The sequence below is a fragment of the Rhodococcus sp. P3_B8 genome (genome assembly GCF_056402775.1).
This window is the reverse complement of the sequence record NZ_JBFUGT010000360.1, coordinates 1-6,017: the sequence shown is the minus strand read 5'-3', so window position 1 is coordinate 6,017 and position 6,017 is coordinate 1. Positions and strand designations below refer to the sequence as shown.

The 6,017-nt window shown below is 69.4% G+C and carries 8 protein-coding genes; 2 read left to right on the top strand and 6 right to left on the bottom strand.

What is annotated here, in order from left to right; translation table 11 throughout:
- A partial coding sequence (locus AC1D1G_RS40245; RefSeq protein WP_477956386.1) for an NAD(P)/FAD-dependent oxidoreductase occupies positions 1-791 on the bottom strand: 791 nt, incomplete at its 3' end.
- A 132-nt stretch (positions 792-923) separates the two neighbouring features.
- On the opposite strand from AC1D1G_RS40245, the gene AC1D1G_RS40240 reads away from it, so the two are divergent.
- Together AC1D1G_RS40240 and phoU are read left to right on the top strand one after the other, a co-directional pair.
- Positions 924-1,193, top strand: coding sequence for a DUF4235 domain-containing protein (locus AC1D1G_RS40240; protein WP_280783154.1), 270 nt, complete (start codon positions 924-926; stop codon positions 1,191-1,193).
- A 39-nt stretch (positions 1,194-1,232) separates the two neighbouring features.
- The gene (gene phoU, locus AC1D1G_RS40235) at positions 1,233-1,880 is read left to right on the top strand and encodes a phosphate signaling complex protein PhoU (protein WP_105417489.1); all 648 of its coding nucleotides are present in this window, start codon (positions 1,233-1,235) and stop codon (positions 1,878-1,880) included.
- 13 nt (positions 1,881-1,893) lie between these two features.
- Here phoU and AC1D1G_RS40230 read toward each other — a convergent pair whose 3' ends face one another.
- Genes AC1D1G_RS40230 through AC1D1G_RS40210 form a run of 5 tightly spaced genes read right to left on the bottom strand, consistent with a single transcriptional unit; the run spans position 1,894 to position 5,882 of the window.
- Positions 1,894-2,520: a class I SAM-dependent DNA methyltransferase gene (locus AC1D1G_RS40230; protein ID WP_280783152.1), complete on the bottom strand. Its 627-nt coding sequence runs from the start codon at positions 2,518-2,520 to the stop codon at positions 1,894-1,896.
- Complete coding sequence (locus AC1D1G_RS40225; protein WP_477956385.1) at positions 2,505-3,278, bottom strand: PIG-L deacetylase family protein; 774 nt, start codon at positions 3,276-3,278, stop codon at positions 2,505-2,507. The genes AC1D1G_RS40230 and AC1D1G_RS40225 overlap by 16 nt, the downstream gene beginning before the upstream one ends.
- A 2-nt stretch (positions 3,279-3,280) precedes the next feature.
- On the bottom strand, positions 3,281-4,246 hold the full coding sequence (locus AC1D1G_RS40220; protein WP_477956384.1) for an acyl-CoA dehydrogenase family protein: 966 nt from the start codon (positions 4,244-4,246) through the stop codon (positions 3,281-3,283).
- Positions 4,243-4,908: a glycosyltransferase family 2 protein gene (locus tag AC1D1G_RS40215; RefSeq protein WP_477956383.1), complete on the bottom strand. Its 666-nt coding sequence runs from the start codon at positions 4,906-4,908 to the stop codon at positions 4,243-4,245. Before AC1D1G_RS40215 ends, AC1D1G_RS40220 begins: the two co-directional genes overlap by 4 nt.
- 56 nt (positions 4,909-4,964) lie before the next feature.
- Positions 4,965-5,882: an amidohydrolase family protein gene (locus AC1D1G_RS40210; RefSeq protein ID WP_477956382.1), complete on the bottom strand. Its 918-nt coding sequence runs from the start codon at positions 5,880-5,882 to the stop codon at positions 4,965-4,967.
- Positions 5,883-6,017 lie beyond the last annotated feature (135 nt).

Sequence of the window (6,017 nt, the reverse complement as noted above, 5' to 3'; positions counted from 1 at the left end):
GTGCGGGTGGGGATCACGGTGCCGTCGTCGAGCGTGACGTGTTCGGGTCCGAGTTCCGTGAGGGTGGTTTCCAGTCGCACGTCGATGCCGCGGGAGCGCAGCACATCCAGTACCTTGCCGCCCAGCTTCTCCCCCACCTCCGGCATCACCTTGTCGGCGGCGTCGAGCAGCAGGAACCGGATCTTCGCGGGGTCGAGGTTTCGCCGCGCGGCCGCTTCGTCGGCGAGGGCGCGCAGTTGGGCGGTGAGTTCCGTGCCCGCGTAGGAGGCACCCACTACGACGACCRTCCGGCGGGCGTCGGCGACCGAAGGATCGGTGTCCCGCTCGGCGAGTTCGATCTGGGTGAGGAGCTGGTCGCGGAAGTACAGCGCCTCGGCCGGCGTCTTGAGTCCCCTGGCGTGCTCGGCGAGACCGGGAATGTCGAACAGGCGCGTCACCGACCCGGGGGTGAGCACCACCCGGTCCCAGGCCACGTCCTCGACGCCCTGCTCGCAGTCGGTCACGTGCACGGTGCGGGCCTCGAAGTCGACGGAATCGACGTTGCCCTTCACCAGTTCGACGTTCGGCAGCGCCTCGGACAGCGGAACGGTGACGAACCGTGCGTCCAGGATTCCGCCCGCCACCTCGGGCAGGAGCGGTGTGTAGAGCATGTAGTCGTGCGCCGAGATCATGGTGATGCGGGTATCGGTCCCCCGGAGGCGCCGCGTGAGAGCGCGTGCGCATTCGAATCCGGCGAAGCCGCTTCCCACCACGACGATGCGAGTTGGCTCTCCAGCTGATTCGTGGGTCATACAGAACACTGTCCCCAACCTGGCGTCGAACCAAACAATCTCCGGCGGCGCGGCATCGCGGTGTGAGGACGGCGATTCCGGGTACTCGCCGTACGAGAGTGATCGACGTGATCGAATGTGAAGGGCGGGAACATGAGTGCTGTGTCGAAGGCAATGTACAAACCGTTGGCGCTGGCCGCGAGTGTCGCCGGCGGAATCGCGGCCAGTGCGGCCTTCGGTCAGGTGTGGAAGCGCGTCGCCGGCGAATCCGAGGCTCCCGACCCCAAGGATCTCACACGCAGCACCCGCGAGGTGCTGATCGCGGCGGCCGTGCAGGGCACCGTATTCGGCCTGGTCAAGGCGGCGGTAGACCGTGCAGGCGCGCAGGGATACCGGAAGCTCGCCCACGCCGACCCCCGGTAGATCGAGGCAGTTGTCACGGAACACCCCTAGGCTGAGCCGATGCGTACTCGTTTCGCGGAAAACCTCGACAGCCTGTCCGGCGATCTCGCCTCCATGTGCCGGCTATCCGTTACCGCGATGTCGGAGGCGAGCGACGCACTGCTGCAGGCAGACCTCGAGCTCGCCGAGCACGTCATCGATGTGAGCGGCGAACTCGACGATGCCGCGGCGCACTGGGAGAAGCGGGCCTTCGCACTGCTGGCGCTGCAGGCGCCGGTCGCGCACGACCTCCGGTTCATGGTTGGCGGCCTCCACATCTCCGCGGATCTGCACCGCATGGGCGGACTCGCGGTGCACATCGCGAAGATCGCCCGCCGACGGCATCCCGACCACGTCGTTCCTGACGAGGTCCTGGACGTGTTCACCGAGATGGGCGCCGTYGCCGTCGCGCAGGCGAAGGAGACGGAGCAGGTTCTGCAACACCGCGATCCCGAACGCGCACGCGGATTGCTGACGGCGGACGAGGCGATGGACGAACTCCATCGGAGCCTGTTCACGATCACCCAGGCCGAGGACTGGCCGCACGGTGTCCAGTCGGCCGTCGACATCACCCTGCTCGGCCGCTTCTACGAGCGGTTCTGCGACCACACGGTCGAGATCGGCAGGCGCGTCATCTTCCTCGAGACGGGCAGCCTGCCCGAACAGTGAGCGCGGCGCCCGGTCAGCTCAACCCTTCCGCCGCGGCCACCGAGGGCACCGGACCTCGGGTGTAGACGTCGAGGTGGAAGTCCGCGTCCTGGTACGCCCCGGCACGGTGGAGGCCGTCCGTCGCGGCGACCGTCTCGTGCACCGCGCGGCCGGTCTGCGGGTACTCGGGTACCGGATGCTGCCAGTGGACCGCCACGAGAGTGCCACCGACTTCCAGGGCGTCGACGGCACGTCCCAGCGTGGTGGCGAGGTCGGCGGGCGTCAGGTAGTACAGCACCTCACTGAGCACGACGAGGTCGAAGGCGCCGGGCGGCCACGGGTCGAGCAGCGATGCGAGGCCGAGTTCCACCCGGTCGGCCACTCCTTCGCGCCGCAGACGGTCCCGTGCGCTCTCCAGGGCGCGCGGAACCACGTCCGTTGCGACGACCCGGTCGCAGCGCCGCGCCAGGTGCGCCGTGAGCACGCCGATAGAGCACCCCGGTTCGAACGCCCGTCGATAGTGCGGACGGGGCAGGGCCGCGAGAGTGAGCGCGTACTTGCGGCGCTCGTACCACCGTTCGTCGAAGCCCCACGGGTCCGCCGAGTCCGCGTACATCGTCTCGAAGTAGCCGGGATCCATCGCGCTCACCACAGCACCCATTCCGTTGTCCGCATCAGTCTCGCGAGCACCCACGGCGGGAGGATCGCGGCGTCCCGCGGGTCCTCGGACAGCGGGAGGATCTGGGTCCGGAATTCGTCGACGGCACGGCGTTTGCGTGCCAGGATCTCGGCGGCCGGGGTCAGGACGCGTATCCGGTTCCAGGGCACCGCCGGATCGGCAGGCCGGGCCCAGTGCCACATCCAGACCGGATACTCGATCAGTCGGTGCCCGGTGATCGAGCAAGCTGCTGCCGCAGCTCGTCCGGTGGCTTCGTGATCGGGGTGGCCGTCGGCTCGCCAGGTCGCGAGCACCCACACGCTCTCCCCTTCACCGGAGGTCGCGGTGAGCACGTCCACGAGGCCGGTGGTGAGTGCGTGCTCGTGTGCGCTCACCCCGCCGTCCGGTATTCCGAGTCGCAGTGGTTCCCCGACACCCAACAGTGCTGTCGCCTGGTTCGATTCGGCGATCCGGGCGGCGGCCAGGGCGTCGGGCGACAGCGTCGGCGAGTCCGGGTGGGACGCCGCACCGTCCGTCACCGCCACCACCACGACGGGTATGTCGGCGGCCGCGGCGGCGGCCATCAGCGCGCCCACGCCGAGTACCTCGTCGTCGGGATGTGGTGCGACGACGACCAACCGGTCGCATTCCGCGAGTGGTACCGGCTGGAAGCGGGTGGACGCCAGCCACGGCTGCCATTCGTCCTCCGGTGTGCCGCGCGCGGCCACGGGGATCTCCCGGAATCTGGTGCCGTTGTCCACTGTCAGTCCTCCCCCGCGACGAGTGCGCCGAGTGTCGCGAGATCGCGTTCGGCGTGGGATTGCCGGATGTAGACGAGGAGGTCCGCGACGTTGCGGGCATGGTCGGCGTCGGTCGCGAGCGGCGCGGCGCCCAGCGCTCGGCCGACGCGGTCGATCACCTCGCTCGCGGTCCGTTCGATCAGCGCCCGCACCCGGAACGCGCGCACCTGGGCGGATCTCCGGTCGAGGGGGCTCGCGTCCACCTCCCCGGCCGCCGATTCGAGTGCCCATCGTGCCGCGCTGACGGCGACGTCGATCGCGCCGAGGTGCGCGAGCTGGTGACTGTCCGCGCGGCCACTCCGGGCCCGCACCCGCAGCGGTTCCGCGACGGCGAGTGCGCCCCCGAACCAGCACGCCGCCACCCCGATGCCGCCGTGCCAGAACCCGGGACGATCCAGGTACTCGTCGGGCGCGCCCACCGGTCGCGCGGGAACACCGTCGAACGTCACCGACTCGGTGTCGGTCGCCGCCATGCCCGGATTCCGCCAGCCTCCGCGTCCCGCCGTGACCCCCGGTTCCCGCAGATCGACGGCGAACAGGCGGGGTTGCCCGTCGACTCGTGCCGTGACCAGGGCATGCGTGCACATCGACGCCCCGGAGCACCATGCCTTGGTCCCCCGCAGGCGCCACCCGGTGACGTCGCGGGACGCGTGCAGGACGGGGTGTGGTGGCTCGCTGGCCCACACGCCCCAGAATTCGTTCCGGCCGGAGCGGGTGCCGTCGACTTCGGCGAGGATCGCGTCCGCGTCGGCGTGTGCCTCGAGGAGCCGGCCGACCGAGAGGTCGTGGCGGCACCATTGCGTCAGCCGTGCCCACCGGGCTGCGGTCGAGCCTCCGCCGGGCAGCGGCAGTTCCGCGTCCCCCGCACCGATGATCGCCCGCACTGCGGCGTCGGTGGGGCTGCTGTCGTGGGTGACGTCGGCGCTCATCGGTCCTGCAGTCCTTCGAGGTACGTGGCGAAACCCTGCGGCGCGCGGGCGTCGACTCGCGCAGATGTCTCCACCGGGGCATCGATACTCCACACCACGTTCGCTCCCCGCTCGACCATCCGCTGCACCAGATCCACGTCCTCGTGCGCGGGCAGTGCGGCAAACCCTCCCGCCGCCCGATACAGGTCCGCGGAGAATCCGAGGGATGCGCCGTGCACGTGCCCGTGGGCGGCGCCGGACCGGTAGGCGCTGCCGTACCGCGACCGGACGTGGTCGGGCCACCCCGACCAGTCGGTGACCGCCACCGTGCCCGCCACCAACTGCGCCCCACGACTCGCGTGTTGCAGGTGGGACGACAGCCAGTGCGCGGGGACGCGCGAGTCGGCGTCCGTCGTGGCGAACCACTCGTGCGGGCGCGGGGCGACCGACTCGAAACCCGCACGCCGGGCCGCTCCGACGTTCCGCGCACCCAGGACCACGACGTCGACACCCGCCCTGCGGACGACGGCGTCACTGCCGTCGGTGCACCCGTCGAGCACCACCACCGTCGTGACCGGCACGGACACCGCCTGCGCGGCGGTATGCAGGCCCTCCAGGCACCGCGGCAGCAACGCTTCCTCGTCGTGGGCGGGCACGACCACCGTGATGTGCTCGACGCGCATGACGTCCCTTCCTGATCACTCACTGTTTCCGGGTTCAGCAAGTACCCAGTCCGTCGTCAGGGGAACCACAACCGTTCGGCGTTGACGACGGCAACCTGGTGCGCGACCGGGACGGGTAGCGCACCCAGCAACGTACGGATTTGACGTCCCCGGGTCTTCACCGTCTCCGCCCTGCCCACGGTGTCCGTGCCGACGACGAATCGGTCGCGATGCCGGGTGATCACCTCCACCCAGTCGGCGGCGACGTCGGAGCCGTCGACGATTCGATCCAGCAGCACCCACGACAGTTCGACGGTCAAGTTCGGGTGCCGACCCAGTAGTTCGCGGACCAGGCCCAACTGACCGCTGGGGTCGACGCGGCGCGACACGCCCGCGTGGCACCAGACGACGGAGGTCGACCGATGCCGTTCGAGGGCTCGCTCGAGTGCGCCGATGTATTCGTGCCTGCCCGGCATTCCGGTCGAGGCGGAGTCGTGATGGAGCGAGATCGGCACCTCCTTCTCGGCGCAGAACGCGAGAACCTCGTCCATCGCCACGTGGTCGGGAGAGGGCACCTCGCCGAGCGTGAGATTCGTGAGGTCGTCGTGACGGAACATGACCTCACCGACACCGGCCCAGCGATCGGTGCGATTCCACACGAATTCGACATGCTCGACCGCGAGGCGGTCGGTGGGATCGAAACCACAGACGAGCGGCGCCACCGTCAACCGGCCGTCGGATTCGAGTTCGGGTAGCAGGTCGAGGACGATGGCGTCGGTCAGCGAGTGGTAATGACACGGCGAATTGTCGTCGAGGTAGTAGTCCGGCCGCACCGGCTCGGCCGTCGACCACTTCTTCTTCAGCGGGAGACCGAACACCACGGCGCGCTGCGCACCGGCGTCGACCAGGGTGTCGCGTAATTCGTGCACGGCGGCGGGATGTTGCAGGAAGTCCACCAGATGCACGTGCGTGTCGATCCACTGAGCAGAGGCCATGTGGTCCGATACCAGCAATTCCCCGCGGGAGCCGACTCTGATTCGGGATCTGCCACCGCGGGTAACCTCCCGCCATGAATGTCGCGGACAGCCCCCGCTACCGGAAGATCACCCTCACCGTGGACGTTGAGGAAC

Bases quoted from the DNA above. Each gene is read 5' to 3' on its own strand.
- AC1D1G_RS40220 (WP_477956384.1), bottom strand. From the start codon at position 4,246: ATGAGCGCCGACGTCACCCACGACAGCAGCCCCACCGACGCCGCAGTG.
- AC1D1G_RS40230 (WP_280783152.1), bottom strand. From the start codon at position 2,520: ATGGGTGCTGTGGTGAGCGCGATGGATCCCGGCTACTTCGAGACGATG.
- AC1D1G_RS40240 (WP_280783154.1), top strand. From the start codon at position 924: ATGAGTGCTGTGTCGAAGGCAATGTACAAACCGTTGGCGCTGGCCGCG.
- AC1D1G_RS40210 (WP_477956382.1), bottom strand. From the start codon at position 5,882: ATGGCCTCTGCTCAGTGGATCGACACGCACGTGCATCTGGTGGACTTC.
- AC1D1G_RS40215 (WP_477956383.1), bottom strand. From the start codon at position 4,908: ATGCGCGTCGAGCACATCACGGTGGTCGTGCCCGCCCACGACGAGGAA.